Source organism: Burkholderia sp. BCC1644 (assembly GCF_902833225.1).
Classification (GTDB): domain Bacteria; phylum Pseudomonadota; class Gammaproteobacteria; order Burkholderiales; family Burkholderiaceae; genus Burkholderia.
Window position 1 is genome coordinate 237973 of sequence record NZ_CADFEI010000008.1, and the last position, 13858, is coordinate 251830.

At 66.8% G+C, this 13858-nt stretch carries 14 protein-coding genes; 7 read left to right on the forward strand and 7 right to left on the reverse strand.

What is annotated here, in order from left to right; genetic code table 11:
* Positions 1–164: 164 nt before the first annotated feature.
* From HWX87_RS18275 to HWX87_RS18300, 6 genes are all read left to right on the forward strand, one after another.
* The gene (locus HWX87_RS18275; RefSeq protein ID WP_176048421.1) at positions 165–1088 is read left to right on the forward strand and encodes an ABC transporter substrate-binding protein; all 924 of its coding nucleotides are present in this window, start codon (positions 165–167) and stop codon (positions 1086–1088) included.
* Positions 1085–2263 (forward strand): ABC transporter permease, encoded by a 1179-nt coding sequence (locus HWX87_RS18280; protein WP_176048422.1) that lies wholly within the window; start codon positions 1085–1087, stop codon positions 2261–2263. Before HWX87_RS18275 ends, HWX87_RS18280 begins: the two co-directional genes overlap by 4 nt.
* Positions 2260–3207 carry an ABC transporter ATP-binding protein gene (locus tag HWX87_RS18285; protein ID WP_176048423.1) on the forward strand — a complete coding sequence of 316 codons (948 nt, stop codon included), beginning with the start codon at positions 2260–2262 and terminating at the stop codon, positions 3205–3207. The genes HWX87_RS18280 and HWX87_RS18285 overlap by 4 nt, the downstream gene beginning before the upstream one ends.
* On the forward strand, positions 3204–3971 hold the full coding sequence (locus HWX87_RS18290; protein ID WP_176048424.1) for an ABC transporter permease: 768 nt from the start codon (positions 3204–3206) through the stop codon (positions 3969–3971). Before HWX87_RS18285 ends, HWX87_RS18290 begins: the two co-directional genes overlap by 4 nt.
* Positions 3972–4190: 219 nt before the next feature.
* On the forward strand, positions 4191–4862 hold the full coding sequence (locus HWX87_RS18295) for a lytic transglycosylase domain-containing protein (protein ID WP_176048425.1): 672 nt from the start codon (positions 4191–4193) through the stop codon (positions 4860–4862).
* A 39-nt stretch (positions 4863–4901) separates the two neighbouring features.
* Positions 4902–5282 carry a urocanate hydratase gene (locus HWX87_RS18300; protein ID WP_244137701.1) on the forward strand — a complete coding sequence of 127 codons (381 nt, stop codon included), beginning with the start codon at positions 4902–4904 and terminating at the stop codon, positions 5280–5282.
* An 18-nt stretch (positions 5283–5300) separates the two neighbouring features.
* Here the strand turns inward: HWX87_RS18300 and HWX87_RS18305 are convergent, their stop codons facing one another.
* Entirely contained in the window at positions 5301–6176 is an 876-nt protein-coding gene (locus HWX87_RS18305) for a LysR family transcriptional regulator (RefSeq protein ID WP_176048427.1), read from the reverse strand.
* Between the two features lie 170 nt (positions 6177–6346).
* Here HWX87_RS18305 and HWX87_RS18310 point away from each other — a divergent pair, with 170 nt between their 5' ends.
* Positions 6347–7459 carry an alkene reductase gene (locus HWX87_RS18310; RefSeq protein ID WP_176048428.1) on the forward strand — a complete coding sequence of 371 codons (1113 nt, stop codon included), beginning with the start codon at positions 6347–6349 and terminating at the stop codon, positions 7457–7459.
* A gap of 72 nt (positions 7460–7531) precedes the next feature.
* On the opposite strand, the gene HWX87_RS18315 is transcribed toward HWX87_RS18310, so the two are convergent.
* The 6 genes from HWX87_RS18315 to HWX87_RS18340 all read right to left on the reverse strand — a co-directional run bounded on the left by HWX87_RS18315 (position 7532) and on the right by HWX87_RS18340 (position 13847).
* The gene (locus HWX87_RS18315) at positions 7532–8884 is read right to left on the reverse strand and encodes a HipA domain-containing protein (protein WP_176048429.1); all 1353 of its coding nucleotides are present in this window, start codon (positions 8882–8884) and stop codon (positions 7532–7534) included.
* A complete protein-coding gene (locus tag HWX87_RS18320) occupies positions 8884–9210 on the reverse strand; it encodes a helix-turn-helix transcriptional regulator (RefSeq protein ID WP_104766704.1) in 327 nt (108 codons plus the stop codon). The genes HWX87_RS18315 and HWX87_RS18320 overlap by 1 nt, the downstream gene beginning before the upstream one ends.
* 255 nt (positions 9211–9465) lie before the next feature.
* Positions 9466–9906, reverse strand: a complete 441-nt coding sequence (locus tag HWX87_RS18325) for a dihydroneopterin aldolase (protein WP_176048430.1) — start codon at positions 9904–9906, stop codon at positions 9466–9468.
* Positions 9903–10535: a sarcosine oxidase subunit gamma gene (locus tag HWX87_RS18330; RefSeq protein WP_176048431.1), complete on the reverse strand. Its 633-nt coding sequence runs from the start codon at positions 10533–10535 to the stop codon at positions 9903–9905. Before HWX87_RS18330 ends, HWX87_RS18325 begins: the two co-directional genes overlap by 4 nt.
* On the reverse strand, positions 10525–13536 hold the full coding sequence (locus HWX87_RS18335) for a sarcosine oxidase subunit alpha family protein (protein ID WP_176048432.1): 3012 nt from the start codon (positions 13534–13536) through the stop codon (positions 10525–10527). The genes HWX87_RS18330 and HWX87_RS18335 overlap by 11 nt, the downstream gene beginning before the upstream one ends.
* Positions 13533–13847, reverse strand: a complete 315-nt coding sequence (locus HWX87_RS18340) for a sarcosine oxidase subunit delta (protein WP_176048433.1) — start codon at positions 13845–13847, stop codon at positions 13533–13535. Before HWX87_RS18340 ends, HWX87_RS18335 begins: the two co-directional genes overlap by 4 nt.
* Between the last annotated feature and the right edge of the window lie 11 nt (positions 13848–13858).

A 13858-nucleotide genomic window follows, 5' to 3' on the forward strand; every position in this document is an offset into this window, starting at 1 on the left:
CAGCAAGTGTCCGCAGGCAGGAACGAATTTCAGTGTAACAAGCGCACGTGACGGATGCGGGTTATCCCCACACGGGCTGTGGACACGCCGCCGCACGCGGTTTGCCAAAGCCCGCTCAGTCAAGTAACTTTCGGCGTACGCCCCCGTCCTGGAGATTGGCCCTGATGAAGCTCGCCCTGCCCGCCCGGATCCTGGGCCTCGCGTTCGCCGCCGCCCTCGTCGCGCCCGGCGCGCACGCCGACACGCCCGTCGTGGTGTCGTCGAAGATCGACACCGAAGGCAACCTGCTCGGCAACCTCATCGCGCAGGTGCTGAAGGCCCACGGCATCCCCGTCACCGAAAAGATCGCACTCGGCACCACGCCGATCGTGCGCAAGGCGCTCACGAGCGGCGAGATCGACGTCTACCCCGAATACACGGGCAACGCCGCGTTCTTCTTCAACAAGGCCGACGATCCTCTGTGGAAGAACGCGAGCCAGGGCTACGACGCCGCGAAGAAACTCGACTACGCGGCGAACCATCTCGTGTGGCTCGCGCCGGCGCCCGCGAACAACACATGGGGCGTCGCGCTGCTCGCGCCCGTCGCGCAATCGCAGCACCTGAAGACCTTCTCCGATTTCGGCAAGTGGGTCGCCGGCGGCGGCAAGGTGAAACTCGCGGCATCGGCCGAATTCGTGAACAGCGCGTCCGCGCTGCCGTCGTTCGAGAAGGCGTACGGCTTCAAGCTGAAGCCCGAGCAGCTCGTCGTGCTGTCCGGCGGCGACACGGCCGCGACGATCAAGGCCGCCGCCAACCAGACCGACGGCGTGAATGCCGCGATGGTCTACGGCACCGACGGCGGCATCGCATCGAGCGGCCTCGCGGTGCTCGACGACGACAAGCACGTGCAGCCCGTCTACGCGCCGGCGCCCGTGATCCGCGAAGCCGTGCTGAAAGCGCACCCGCAGATCGCCGACTACCTGAAGCCGGTATTCGCGAGCCTCGACCTGAAGACGCTGCAGTCGTTGAACGCGCGCATCCAGATCAACGGCGAGCCGGCCGCCGGCGTCGCGAAAAGCTACCTGAAAGCGAAGGGCTTCGTGAAATGACGGGTCGCGCGGCGGCGTCCGCGCGGCGCGTCACGCTCGACAAGGTCGGTATCCTGATCGGGGTACTGACGATCGTCGCCGTGTTCGGCCTCTCGTTCGCCGTGCTGCGGCCGAACCGGATCGCGGCCGGCACCGGGCTGTCGGTGTTCGCCGCGCTGCCGCCGATGCAGGGTGCCGCGCTCGCCACACTGTGGACCGCCGGCGCGCTGTGGGTGATGACGGCGAGCCGTCCCGCCTGGCGGCTCGCGGCCGGCTGCGCGGGGCTCGCGACGCTCGCGTATGCGATCGGCGCGGCCGCGACGCACGTCGTCGCGCCCGACGACATGCTCGCGCGCGTCTCGCCCGACGCAGGCGTCTGGCTGCTGCTGTTCGCATGGGCCGTGCTGATCGCCGACGCGCTCGCACGCCTCGCGTTCGGCCCGTGGCGGCGGCTCGTCGCACTCGTCGTCGCGATAGCGGCGATTTCGGCGCCGCTCGCAAGCGGCTGGTGGGACAGCCTCTCGGTGATGCGCGAATACGCGGTGCGCAGCGACGATTTCTGGCGCGAGGCGATCCGTCACGTGTCGCTTGCAGGCGGCTCGGTGGCCGCCGCGCTCGTCGCGGGCTTGCCGCTCGGCATCGCGTGCGCGCGCGTCGCGGCCGTGCGCACCGTCGCGATGCCCGTGCTCAATGTCGTGCAAACGATCCCCAGCATCGCGATGTACGGGCTGATGATGGCGCCGCTCGGCCTGCTCGCCGCGCACGTGCCGCTCGCGGCCGCGCTCGGCATCCGCGGGATCGGCGTGGCGCCGGCCGTGCTCGCGCTGTTCCTGTATTCGCTGCTGCCGATCGCATCGAGTGTCGTGGTCGGGCTCGGGCAGGTGCCGCCGCACGTGACCGAAGCGGCGCGCGCGATGGGCATGACGCGTGCGCAGCGGCTGCTGCGTGTCGATCTCGTGCTCGCACTGCCGGTGATCCTGAGCGGCGTGCGCATCGTGCTCGTGCAGAACATCGGCCTGACCGCGGTCGCCGCGCTGATCGGCGGCGGCGGGTTCGGCACCTTCATCTTCCAGGGGATCGGGCAATCGGCCGCCGATCTCGTGCTGCTCGGCGCGATCCCGACGATCGCGCTCGCACTGGCGGCCGCCGTCGTGTTCGAAGCCGCGACGTCGCTCGCGAAGGGACGTGCAGGATGATCGAGATCGAACACGCCGGCAAACGCTTCGGCGATGTCATCGCCGTCGACGACGTGTCGCTGACGATGCAGCGCGGCACGATCACCGCGCTCGTCGGCGCATCGGGCAGCGGCAAGTCGACGCTCCTGCGCATGATCAACCGGCTGATCGCGCCGACCAGCGGCACGATCCGCATCGACGGCGTCGATACGGCGACCGTCGCACCCGAGCAGCTGCGGCGCGGCATCGGCTATGCGATCCAGGGGCACGGGCTGTTCCCGCACTGGAGCGTCGCGCGCAACATCGCGACCGTGCCGCGCCTGCTCGGCTGGCCGTCCGATCGCATCGACGCGCGCGTGAACGAACTGCTCGACCTGTTCCATCTCGCGCCGGCCGAGTTCGCGGACAAGCTGCCGCACGAACTGTCGGGCGGCCAGCAGCAGCGTGTCGGCGTCGCGCGTGCACTCGCGGCCGAGCCCGCGATGCTGCTGATGGACGAACCGTTCGGCGCGCTCGACCCGATCATTCGCGGCAAGGCGCAGGACGACCTGTTCGCACTGCAGCGCCGCCTCGGCATCACGGTCGTGATCGTCACGCACGACATCGAGGAAGCGCTGAAGCTCGGCGACACGATCGCGGTGATGGACAACGGCAAGCTGCTGCAGGTCGCGCCGCCGGCCGAGATTCTCGGCAAGCCGGCCGCCGGCGTCGTCGAACAACTCGTCGCGGGCGTCGACCGGCCGCTGCGCCTGCTTGCGCTCACGCCGATCGATACGGTGGCCGAACCCGGCCATGCCGACGGCGAACCGATCGCCGCGACGCGCACGCTGCGCGATGCGGTGTCCGAATTACTGTGGCGCGGTGTCGATGCATTGCCCGTCGACGACGGCGACGCGCGCAACAAGCACGGCGCGCGCCGCATCACGCTCGACGCGATCCGCGCGCACGCGAGGCAGCCCGCATGACGGCGCCGGGCAGCATGCGGCCGACGCGTTCGGCGCTTCCCGCGTACGTCGCCCGCGCGGCCGCGCTCGCGCTGCTGCTCGTGCTGCTGTTGCGCCCCGCGTGGTTGCAGGGTGTGTTCGCGCCGTTCGCGGACAACGGTGCACCCGTGATCTACGATCGCGCGAGCCTGCTCGATCTCACGCTCGCGCACCTCGGCACGGTGGCGCTGTCGAGCCTGATCGGCACGATCGTCGCGGTCGCGGCCGGGATCTTCGTCACGCGGCCGGCCGGCGCGGATTTCCTGCCGGTCGCGCGCAGCGTCGTCGATATCGGCCAGACCTTCCCGCCGGTCGCGGTGCTCGCGCTGGCCGTGCCGGCCGTCGGCTTCGGCTTGAAGCCGGTGCTGATCGCGCTCGTGCTGTACGGGCTCCTGCCGATTTTCGAGAGCACGATCGCAGGGCTCGAAGACGTGCCGCGCGACGTCGTCGATGCCGCGCGCGGGATGGGGATGAGCGGCTGGCAGCAACTGGTGTCGGTCGAGCTGCCGCTCGCGTTTCCGGTGATCGTCAACGGCATCCGGCTCGCGGTCGTGATCAATCTCGGCACCGCGACGATCGGCTCGACAGTCGCCGCGCGCGGGCTCGGCGACGTGATCATCGCGGGCCTGCAGACGTCGAACACCGCGTTCGTGCTGCAGGGCGGCGTGATCGTCGGGCTGCTCGCGGTGCTCGTCAGCGATGCGATCGGCGCGATTGCGCGGATGGCGACCGCGCGGCGCGCGTAAGGTTTGCGGCGCAGCACACCTTGCGCGCGTGTTAAATAACGTCAGCGCGAGATTGAGCGGCGTTTATCCGGACTACGATGCGTGTCCGCGCAACGATCGCCCCACCGCATCGCTGCGCGCCGAAACAAGCCTACATGCTGCTTTCATTCGAGCCGACGTTCGACAACCCGCTTTGATTGGCCGATATACTATGTGCCTCCCATTTCCCCGCACTTCACCATGCGACGGTTTCTCTCGCTGATCGTGCTTTCGCTCGGCATCGCGCATCAGGCATCGGCGCAGCAAGCGCCCGCGCTGCCTGCATCCGCGCCCGACGCACCGGCATCGGCGCCGTCCGTCGCCTCCGCGCCGCTCGCGAACGCCAACGATCAGCCGAACGAAGAAAACCGCCGCATCACGACCTACCTGACGAAGAAATTCGGCGTCGCGAAGGAACGGGCCGCGAAGCTCGCTGACATCGTGAGCGTCACTGCGACGAAATATTCGCTTCCTCCCGCACTCGTTTACGCCATCATCTCGATCGAATCGCGCTTCCAGGAAAAGGCGCGCGGCCAGCATGGCGCGACCGGGCTGATGCAGGTCGTGCCGGCCGCACACCGCGGCCTGCTGCGCAACGTGAAGGATCTGACCGAGCCAAACGCGAACGTCGAAGCCGGTTCCGCGATCCTGTCGGGCTACGTGAAGGCGGCCGGCGGCAACGTGCAGGCCGGGCTGAAGAGCTATGGCGGTTCGAACGCGTATGCGGCAAAAGTGTTGCAGCGGGTCGATTCGTTCCGGTTCGTGCTCGAACCCGACGACGACGCGAAAGCCGCCAAAGCGCCGGGCGACACGAAGGGCCGCCTGATACCGGTCAGCGATACGTCGAGCCCGGCGTCGGCCCGCGGCAACTAAGTCTCCCTTCGTCCGACACGCATGCGCCACGCCCCACGCTTGCTTGCCGTCGCCGCGCTGGCTATCGGTCATACCCCAGCGTTCGCCGCCGTCGATTGCGAAAAGCACGCCCTGACGATGAACGACGTGCGAACCTGCGTACTCGGCCAGAACAATCAGGCCGTCGAGCGCGCTTACCGTTCGCTCGAGCGCAAGCTCAAACTGCGCAACCCCGACACGGCCAGCGCGCTCGCGAAGTCGCAGACCAGCTGGGCCCGCTTCGCCGGCGACACCTGCGACTACGTAAAAGCCGCCAATCCCGAGCAGATGATCCCGGACGACGCGTGGATGAACTGCTGGGTCGACTTCAGCCAGGCGCGCGTGCGCATCCTGAAGAAATGGGAAGCGCAAGCGGACGCGCCGCCACCGGCGCAACCGTGACCGTCGGACGAAAACCCCTCACGCCTGCGCGAAATGCGCGCGCAGATACTCGATGAAAACCTGCGTTTTCGCGGGCAGCAAACGCGTTTCGGTCATCGCGAAGATGGGCACGAGCGCGCCCTCCCATTCAGGCAGCACGCGCCGCAGCCGGCCGGCGGCGACATCGTCGGCCACCACGGCCTCCGGCAGCTGGATGATCCCCGCATCATGCACGGCCAGTTGCCGGTTCATGCCCACGCTGTTCACGACGAACCGCCCGCCCACCGCCACGTCGACCGCCTGCTCGCCGCGACGCAGCGTCCAAGCGGTGAGGCGCTGCACGCTCATGCACTGGTGCTGCGCCAGGTCGCCCGGTTCGAGCGGCTCGCCCGCGCGTTCGAGATAACGCGGCGACGCATACAGGTAGTTGCGGAACGTCGCGAGCCGCCGCGCGACGAGCTGCGAATCCGCCGATTCGCCGATCCGGATCGCGACGTCGAACGGCTCGCTCACGAGGTCGACGCGCCGTGACGTCAGCTCGAAATCAAAGGTCAGCTTCGGGTAGCAGTTCGCGAATTCGACGATCAGCGGCGTCAGGTAGATCACCGCGAAATCGACCGGAAACGACGCGCGCAGCACGCCCGCCGGTTCGGCCAGCAGCCCGCCGAGCTGCTCGTGCGCGAGCCGCGCCTCGTCGACGATGCGCTTGCATCGCTCGAAATACAGCTGCCCGGCTTCCGTCAGCTCGATACGGCGCGTCGTGCGGTGCAGCAGCCGCAAGCCGATCGCCTTTTCCAGCGCGCCGATCCGCCGCGACAGCGTCGAGTTCGGCATCCCCAGCGTGTCGGCCGCGCTGCGAAAACCCTTCGCCTTCACGACCTCCACGAACAGCGCCATGTCGTTCAACAGTTCCATATCGATTGCTCCGCCAACGGATCAATGTTCTCCATGACACCCACTTTATCTCGAAAAAGGAGCAATGGATGATGCGGGTATGGCGTCACGGCCGGCGCGACCCGCGCGACCCTCGCCCGATACGGCACCGCCCCGGTGCCGTCACCTGAACTTCGATGAGGAAATACGCGATGAAACAGCTTTTCGTTCCCGCTCAAGCCGGCCAGGAAGCGCCGCGACTGTTCGCCCCGGTGCGCGTCGGCCGCTACGACCTGCAGAACCGCCTGGTCATGGCGCCGATGACGCGCAGCCGCGCCGCACTCGACGGCACGCCCGGCGCATTGGCCGCCGAGTACTACGCGCAGCGCGCGGACCTCGGCCTGATCGTCAGCGAAGGCACGCAGCCGTCGGACGACGGCCAGGGCTACCTGATGACGCCCGGCATCTACACCGATGCGCACGTCGCCGGCTGGAAGGCGGTCAGCGAGCGCGTGCACGCACGCGGCAGCCGCCTGTTCATCCAGTTGATGCACGTGGGGCGCATGTCGCACCCCGACAATACGCCGCATCATCGCCAGGGCGTCGCGCCTTCCGCGATCGCGCCGGGCGTGCCGATGTTCACGATGAAAGGGATGCAGGAGATTCCGGCGCCGCGCGCGCTGACGACGGACGAAGTGCGCGACACCGTGAACGACTTCCGCATCGCCGCGCGCCGCGCGATCGAGGCCGGCGCCGACGGCGTCGAGATCCACGGTGCGAACGGGTATCTGGTCCAGCAGTTCTTCGCGCCGAACGCCAACACGCGCACCGACGCGTACGGCGGCTCGATCGAGAACCGCGCGCGCTTCGCGATCGAGGTGGCCGAGGCGATCGCCGACGAGATCGGCGCGGATCGCACGGCGATCCGGCTGTCGCCCGGCACCACGCTGTGGGGCATCGACGAAGGTCCGGAAAGCGCCGACCTGTATCGCTACCTGGCCGCGCAGCTCGACCGCCTTGGCCTCGCCTACCTGCACGTGATGCACGTGGGCGACGAGCCGCTCATCGCGGACCTGCGCACACGCTGGAACGGCACGCTGATCGTGAACCGGCCGGGCCGCACGCGCGATGCGATCGGCACGGATGTCGCGACGGGCCTCGCCGATCTCGAGGCGTACGGCCAGATGGTGCTCGCTAATCCGGATTTCGTGACGCGCCTGAAGACGGGCGCGCCGATGAACGACGCGCAGCGCGATACGTTCTTCGGCGGCGATGCGCGCGGGTATGTGGATTATCCGGCGCTGGATGGGGCGGCTGCGGCCTGACGCATCCGCATAGGGTAGTCGCTGCGACGCGCTGAATCGGCCATCGCAGCGTCGCCCGTTAATCGCCCGATATCAAAGAAGATCGACGTCTACCTTGGAAATCATGGGCGCAATACGCAACGTACGGTCGGCCTGGGCACACACGTACTCCGAAATATTGCGCACCCATGCACGCTCCTCGCCTGCATACACCGCTGACTCCGCCAACTCGGGAGCCAGCTTCCTCGCCAGCGTCGCCATCTTTGTCAATTCACGTGCGACGAACGACGGCCGGATTTGCGCGCGATGCGCAAAATCCGCCATGGCAAAAGCGGTCAGTTCCTCCGTTCGGAAAACATCCCCGAAGGCCATCGCCATGTCCTGGACATACGCGTCACCGTACACGTTGACGCAAACCAGATCGTAGAGCGGCGCTGGATCCAGACCGCCGCTGCTGACGAAAAACGAAATATTCTTGCCGTGCGCATCGCTGTTGCCGATCAGCAATTGCAGCAGCGCCCAGCGAAGCATTGCCGAGCGGGCAACCAACGGATTCTCGAAACTCGGTGTCAACGAAAACAACTTCTCGAAGCTCACGCCTTCGCGAACGTTACGCACGTCCGCATTGTTGCCGAGATTGCGTTCGTACTTGAGCGTCGCCGGCAAATCCAGCGCCTGACATCCGTCGATGATATGGAGACGCCGCACCGCGCGGACGCGTTGCGGATCGTCCGGTTCGGTCGTCACGATCCGGTCGAATCGTTCGAAGAGCAGAATGGGTTCCGGGATGCGCCGAATCTCGACATGTGCCACCGGCAATCCCATTTGGGCGGCCAGTGTCATACAGAAATGCTCGTTGGCGACCATGAACGGAGCATGCGGGTTTTGGGACTCGGGCTTCAGGATATGCGTGCTGCTGAGCGCTCCCTCGACGAACGCGAATTGCTCGCCCTCGACCAGTATCTGCAGCTTGTCCTGGTGGCCTGCAATCGACAGCCGGACCTGATCGTCCCAGACGGGAAACGGAATCGCATCACGCTTGCGAATGCGATCGGTCAACTCTTCCGCGGATATCACGCGCCGCACGGATTCGAGGGCCTCCGGCGCCTGTGCATCGGCATCGTCGTCCGGGAAGAAACTCAACGCACCGACAGGCTCCTTCCCGAGCATTCGGATCAAACCGAACACATTGTCCTTCGATATCCGATACATCGCCGCGGCCACTTCGAGCGCGCGGCCCTCGGGCAGCAGGTTGCCGATGAAGCGCTGGACCGCGCCGGCAGGTAGCGGGCCGCCGTCGAGCGGAATGCACGGCGACAACGCAAACGCGTCGGCGCGCGCCTGCCACGCCGGATCGTACGAAAAGCCGTAATCGTCCCGGCGGGCATCGTAAGTCAACTGACCGACAGGCGAGGCGTTGGTCGAAATGCCCAGGCGATGAACCATCAGACGCCCTCCCCCGGCTCCGCCGACACGGCCTGCGCCGCCATGTGCTCGTGCAACGCCTTACGGGCCACCGGCACTTCGCGTTTCGGTACGACGAGCAGATTGAGACCGAAGCCGTCGAGCACCTTGAACAATTTGTCGAGGCTCACCGCCCGGCCGTTTTCCAGCCGCGACAGCACGTCTTTGGAGACACCGAGCATATCGGCCGCGTCGTCGATGCGCATTCGGCTCTGCGCCCGCCGATTGCGGACGAGCGCTCCCAGCGTTGCCAGATCCAGTGCAAGCGGGTCAGGAGTCGCGATCGGATGCGGTAAGGTGCGGGCCATAATTCCGTGATTTCAGGAACAAAGTGCTGTCAGCCAGGCTCGACAACATAGTTACGGGAATATCGGAATTATACTCACGCGAACACAAAGCAGCGAATTATTCTGATATTTCAGGAATAATCGAATGCATGATCGCTATCAGCACATTGTTCTCATATTTCAGGAATTAATTCGGGCGGCAAGCTGCACCGCCCGATTGCGACCGACCGGAATCCCTCCGCCGTTTCCGTCAATCGATTCTCCGAGCCGCCCCCTTCAAAACTGCCCCGCCGCCCCCGTCCACCGCAAATAATCCCCACGCGTCCAGTCGAGCGACACGCCGACGCGCTTCGTCCCGGGCCGGATCTTCGGCTTGTACACCGACAGCGTCAACGATTCCAGCGCCGGCCATTCTCGGAACGACAGCACCGCGATATCGGCGACGAGCGTCTCCAGCAGCCGCGTATGCGGCTTGTGCGACAGGAACGACGCGACGCGCGCGCAATAGCCGTCGTAATCGATCCACTCGCCCTGCTCGCTCGGCTCGCAGCGATACCCGAGCCGCGCATCGATCACGATCGGCTGCGGCGCTTCATGCTCGTGCGCATGAATGCCGATCCGCGCGGGCACCTTCAGTTCGTCGACGAACACGCTCCAGCCGCACCCGCGCAGGCGCGGCGCGTCGATCGCCACGAACGGTTCGTCGAACGGCTTCATGATGCGAGCGGCGCCGCGGCGTCGAGCATGATGCGCACGAAATAATCCGCGAAACTGCGACGCAGGACGATCTCGAACGTGTCGTCGCCGGTCGGGATCAGCGTGATCGGCGACTTGAAGTAGTGCGACTGCGCGCACTGGCCCGGCTTGAACACGCGCGGATGCAGATCGAGCGGGCAGCCGCGCGCGATCACGTCGCGCACGCGTTCGCCGCTGATCTCGACGACCGTATAGCCGCTGCCGACATCGACGGCCGCCGCATACGAACCCTGCACGGCTTCCGCGAGCTTCGCTTCGAGCACGCCGGCCTGAACGGGCCCGTTCGAGCGCACGAGCCACTCGTCGGGGCCGAGCCACAGCACGTCGTACTCGGCGCCGCGCGCAACCGTGTTCGGCGCCGCGGGCGGACGGCAGCCGACCACGCGCTCGAACGCGGCGACGAATGCCGGATCGCTCAACTCGCCGCGCACGTTGACGAGATCGAGGAACGGCCGCTCGCGCAGCGTGAACTTCTTCGATGCGCGCGCCTGGTGCGGCTTCAGCACGTCGGCCGCGCCGACGAACGGCGATTCAAGCGTCACGCCGCCCGCGCCCGCCACCTGCGTCTGGTTTCTGGTTTCATTCCACATGCTGGCGCACCCCTTCGGTATCGTAGAAAACCGGGCTCGAGATCTTCGCGGTGATGCGCTTGCCGTTGGCCAGCGGAATCACGACGCTCTCGCCCATCTTGTTCAGGCCGCCCTTCACCACCGCGAGCGCGATCGAGCGCTTCAGGATCGGGCTGTAGTAGCTCGACGTCACGTGGCCGATCATCGGCGTGGGATCGACCGCCGACACCTGCGTGTCCTTCGCGATGATCTGCGCGCCTTCCGGCAGCACGAACTGTTCGTCTTCGGTCAGCAGGCCGACGAACTGCTTGCGGCCTTCCTTCGCGGTGTCCGACCGCGCGAGCGAGCGCTTGCCGAGGAAGTCCTTCGACTTCGCGACGACCCCGCCCATCCCGAGGTCGTACGGCGTGATCGAGCCGTCGGTATCCTGGCCGACGATGATGTAGCCCTTCTCCGCACGCAGCACGTGCATCGTCTCGGTGCCGTACGGCGTGATGTCGAACTCGGCGCCGGCGGCCATCAGCGCTTCCCACACCGCGCGGCCCGCGTTCGCCGGCACGTTCACTTCATAGGCCAGCTCGCCCGAGAAGCTGATCCGCATCACGCGCGCCTTCGCGCCGGCAACGGTGCCGTTCCGGTAGCTCATGAACGGGAACGCCTCGTTGCCGAAGTCGATGTCCTGGCACACCTTCTGCACGACCTTGCGGCTCTTCGGGCCAACCACCGCGAACGTCGCCCAGTGATCGGTGACCGACGACAGCCGCACCTTCATGTCGGGCCATTCGGTCTGCAGCCAGCGTTCGAGCCACGTGAGCACGCGCGCCGCGCCGCCCGTCGTGGTCGTCATCATGAAATGCTGGTCGGCGAGGCGCACGGTCACGCCGTCGTCGAACACCATCCCGTTTTCGTCGAGCATCAGCCCGTAGCGGCACTTGCCCACTTCGAGCTTGTTCCACGGGTTCGTGTACATCCAGTTCAGCAGCTTCACCGCATCGGGGCCCTGGATGTCGATCTTGCCGAGCGTCGATGCATCGAGGATGCCGACGCTGTTGCGCACCGCCAGGCATTCGCGCTTCACGGCCGCATGCAGGTCCTCGCCGTTCTTCGGGAAATACCACGGCCGCTTCCAGTTGCCGACGTCCTCGAACAGCGCGCCGTGCTCGACGTGCCATTCGTGCACGCAGGTCTTGCGGATCGGGTCGAGGAAATCGCCCGTCTCGCGACCCGCGAACGTACCGAACGACACCGGCGTGTAGTTCGGGCGGAACGTCGTCGTGCCCGTTTCGGGAATCGTCTTGCCGAGCGCGCCCGCGAGGATCGCCATCCCGTTGATGTTGCCGAGCTTGCCCTGGTCGGTGCCGAAGCCCATCGCCGTGTAGCGCTTCACGTGCTCGACCGATTCGAAGCCTTCGCGCGCGGCGAGCAGGATGTCGGCGGCCGCCACGTCGTTCTGGAAATCGACGAACTGCTTCGGTCCGCGTGCCGCGGCCTCGCGACTGCCGACGAGCCACAACGGCTGCAGTGCGCCTTCGACGGCTTCGGCCACCTGCGGAGCGACCGGGCGCTGCGCGGCCGTGAAGCCCGCGGCCTTCGCGGCTTCCGCGCCGGCATCGACCGCGAGCCGCAGCGCACGCGCCAGGCCGAATTCGCCGGCCGCCGCGCCGATGCTCGCTTCCGCCTGCACGGGCTTGCCCGGCAGGAAACATGCCTTCTCGTCGTTCCAGCACGCCTTGCCGCCCGACTGCGCGAACAGGTGCAGCACGGGGCTGAAGCCGCCCGACATCGCGACGAGGTCGCACGGCAGCGTCTGCAGCTTGCCGCCCACCTGGCCGTTCGTGAGGGACGCGACGTCGACCGACGATACGCGCCACTTGCCCGATGCAGCCGTCACGACCGCGCCGCTCATCACCGTCACACCCTGCCGCTTCGCAGCGGCCGGCAGCGCACCGTTCGACGACGCACGCGAATCGACGACCGTCACCTTCGCGCCGCACGCCTTCAGGTCGATCGCGGTCTGGTACGCGCGGTCGTTGTTCGTGAACACGACCGCGTTGCGGCCCGGCAGCACGCCGAAGCGATGCACGTAAGTGGATACCGCGCCTGCCAGCATCACGCCCGGCAGGTCGTTGTTGCCGAACACGATCGGACGCTCGTGCGCGCCGGTCGCGAGGATCACGCGCTTCGCACGGACCTTCCACAGCAGCTCGCGCGTGCCCTTGCGCATCGATACCGGCAGGTGATCGGTCAGGCGCTGCGTGACCGTCACGAGGTTGTGGTCCTGATAACCGAACGCGGTGCTGCGCGACAGGATCGTCACGTCGGGCAGCTTGCGCAGTTCGGCCTCGATCTTCTCGACCCACTGCAGCGCGGGCTTCGCGTCGATCTCCGCGCGGCACGACAGCAGGCTGCCGCCGAGTTCGCGCTGGTCGTCGACGAGGATCACGCGCGCGCCGGCCGTCGCGGCCGCATGCGCGGCGGCGAGGCCCGACGGGCCACCGCCGACCACGAGCACGTCGCAATGCGCATAGCACTTGTCGTAGCGATCGGCGTCGAGTACTTCGGGCGCCTTGCCGAGGCCGGCCGCTTCGCGGATCTTCTCTTCGTACTTCGGCCACATGTTGCGCGGCCACATGAACGTCTTGTAGTAGAACCCGGCCGGCATGAAGCGCGAGAACTTCTGGTTGATCGCGTACTTGTCGTTCTCGAGCGTCGGCTCGGCGTTCACGCTCGTCGCGACGAGCCCCTGGTACAGCTCGATCTCGGTCGCGCGTGCGTTCGGCACCGTGTACGGGCCCGATTCGAGCTGCACGACGGCATTCGGTTCGGCCACGTCCGCCGTCACGATCCCGCGCGGACGGTGGTACTTGAAGCTGCGCGCGACGAAGTGCACGCCGTTCGCGAGCAGCGCGGACGCGAGCGTGTCGCCCTGGAAGCCCTGATACGTGCGGCCGTTGAACGTGAACGTCAACGGAATCGCGCGATTGATGCGGCCACCGGTGCCGAGGCGGTCTTTCTGGCTCATTTGCTCGTGCCCTCTTCGTGTGCGTTGCCGGCAGCCGCGCCACTGATGGCGGCCCCGCCGAACTTTTCGTAGCCCTTGATATCGTAGGTCACCGTGTCGCGCGTGACCTTGAACCAGCGGCGGCAACCCTGCGCGTGGAGCCATTGCTCCTTGTGCAGCCCGCGCTTGTTCTCGCGCATGAACACGTACTCGCCCCATTCACGGTCGGTCATGTTCTCGTTGTTGGTGGGGCGCACGATGTCGGCTTCACCGCCGCACGAGAACTCGGATTCGGCGCGCGGCCCGCACCACGGACATTCGATCAGCAACATGTTGTTTCTCC

Excerpts from the sequence above, each read along its gene's own strand:
- HWX87_RS18335 (WP_176048432.1), bottom strand. The coding sequence starts at position 13,536 with ATGAGCCAGAAAGACCGCCTCGGCACCGGTGGCCGCATCAATCGCGCG.
- HWX87_RS18280 (WP_176048422.1), top strand. The coding sequence starts at position 1,085 with ATGACGGGTCGCGCGGCGGCGTCCGCGCGGCGCGTCACGCTCGACAAG.
- HWX87_RS18275 (WP_176048421.1), top strand. The coding sequence starts at position 165 with ATGAAGCTCGCCCTGCCCGCCCGGATCCTGGGCCTCGCGTTCGCCGCC.
- HWX87_RS18340 (WP_176048433.1), bottom strand. The coding sequence starts at position 13,847 with ATGTTGCTGATCGAATGTCCGTGGTGCGGGCCGCGCGCCGAATCCGAG.
- HWX87_RS18325 (WP_176048430.1), bottom strand. The coding sequence starts at position 9,906 with ATGAAGCCGTTCGACGAACCGTTCGTGGCGATCGACGCGCCGCGCCTG.
- HWX87_RS18305 (WP_176048427.1), bottom strand. The coding sequence starts at position 6,176 with ATGGAACTGTTGAACGACATGGCGCTGTTCGTGGAGGTCGTGAAGGCG.
- HWX87_RS18310 (WP_176048428.1), top strand. The coding sequence starts at position 6,347 with ATGAAACAGCTTTTCGTTCCCGCTCAAGCCGGCCAGGAAGCGCCGCGA.
- HWX87_RS18290 (WP_176048424.1), top strand. The coding sequence starts at position 3,204 with ATGACGGCGCCGGGCAGCATGCGGCCGACGCGTTCGGCGCTTCCCGCG.
- HWX87_RS18330 (WP_176048431.1), bottom strand. The coding sequence starts at position 10,535 with ATGTGGAATGAAACCAGAAACCAGACGCAGGTGGCGGGCGCGGGCGGC.
- HWX87_RS18295 (WP_176048425.1), top strand. The coding sequence starts at position 4,191 with ATGCGACGGTTTCTCTCGCTGATCGTGCTTTCGCTCGGCATCGCGCAT.
- HWX87_RS18315 (WP_176048429.1), bottom strand. The coding sequence starts at position 8,884 with ATGGTTCATCGCCTGGGCATTTCGACCAACGCCTCGCCTGTCGGTCAG.
- HWX87_RS18320 (WP_104766704.1), bottom strand. The coding sequence starts at position 9,210 with ATGGCCCGCACCTTACCGCATCCGATCGCGACTCCTGACCCGCTTGCA.
- HWX87_RS18285 (WP_176048423.1), top strand. The coding sequence starts at position 2,260 with ATGATCGAGATCGAACACGCCGGCAAACGCTTCGGCGATGTCATCGCC.